This window comes from Bacillus sp. NPDC060175 (genome assembly GCF_042728695.1).
Lineage (GTDB): Bacteria > Bacillota > Bacilli > Bacillales > Bacillaceae_G > Bacillus_A.
In genome coordinates this window covers 1-1,119 of sequence record NZ_JBHWYR010000200.1, presented here as the reverse complement: position 1 = coordinate 1,119, position 1,119 = coordinate 1, and the positions used below count along the sequence as shown (strand labels likewise).

The 1,119-nt window shown below is 29.3% G+C and carries 1 protein-coding gene; it reads left to right on the top strand.

Features of this window, described 5'->3' with window-relative positions:
* Positions 1 to 32 precede the first annotated feature (32 nt).
* Positions 33 to 356: a hypothetical protein gene (locus tag ACFWDE_RS30530; protein ID WP_377896400.1), complete on the top strand. Its 324-nt coding sequence runs from the start codon at positions 33 to 35 to the stop codon at positions 354 to 356.
* Positions 357 to 1,119: the final 763 nt, after the last annotated feature.

Below are 1,119 nucleotides of genomic sequence, written 5' to 3'. Positions count from 1 at the left end.
CGCTAAATTTATGTATGAAAGGATCTTTAGAAATGGACTTATTGCAAATAAAGAAAATGGAAAATTTAATTTGGACGATTAAACACAGTAGTGACCTCTCAAAAAGATTTTACATGATAAAATTCTTTGATAGAGAAAATACAATTAAGCCCATTGAAATGTTAGAATTTGGAAATAGAAATATAGATAAATTTGAATGGGTATTTATTAATATATTTCCAAGGGTAGTAACAACTTATGTCCCTTCAACTGGAAGGAAACCTGATGAATCACTAATAGATACAACTAGAGAAAACAGTAAAGAATTACTTATCTTACAAGGAATACGAACCTACACCAAGTTTTGGTCATGTTAACCCCCACCCTTCTATAGCAGCAAATATAATTTTGCATAAAATGCGGGTTTTTGAGTTAAGGTGAATTCTATATGTAAATTCTTCTGAGAGTTTCATTCACATTGTATTGTTCATTATTTCAAGAACAAGGAGTTTTTTATAATATACGATATATCAATTTTTAAAATGTATGCTTATATTTATTTCTTTAGGCATTTTATTTTCTTAAGAGCATCCACGCAAATACATGCTCTTAAGAAAATAAAAGTAGTACGCAAAAGATTGAATGAATATTAAATAAAACAATTTGGATCTGGAACTTACCTTACACTTTGTTTTATGTACATAAAAGAAGAGTAGAATATCCTTTTTTATTTTTATATTTGCCTACTAACACTTCAAACAATCTAGGGCGTTAAGTAGTGAATAGTTCAATTTAAGGGAATTATTTTAGTCTCTACTAATTTAGCAGAAAATTCAGTGTCACCTTTCACCTTTCTAAATTCTAGATGATTAAATCCTTGATTAGCGCCTCATCGGTTGAATCAAAAAGGGTATGCACTTTAATACACCTAGTCCAACAAACGTAAATATTGCTCCTACCAAATCAAACAAAAAAATTTGAGTAGCCCCCTATTTATTGCACTAATTATAACTAGAGCTAGCCCTTTCCTTTTCTTTAAATTCCTACTTTAACTAAACCATACGGATGTTAAGTGATCTGAGGTGTTCGTTTTATTATGGGGAAATTTTTCACCTTTTCTAAACAACTTATTATATTATT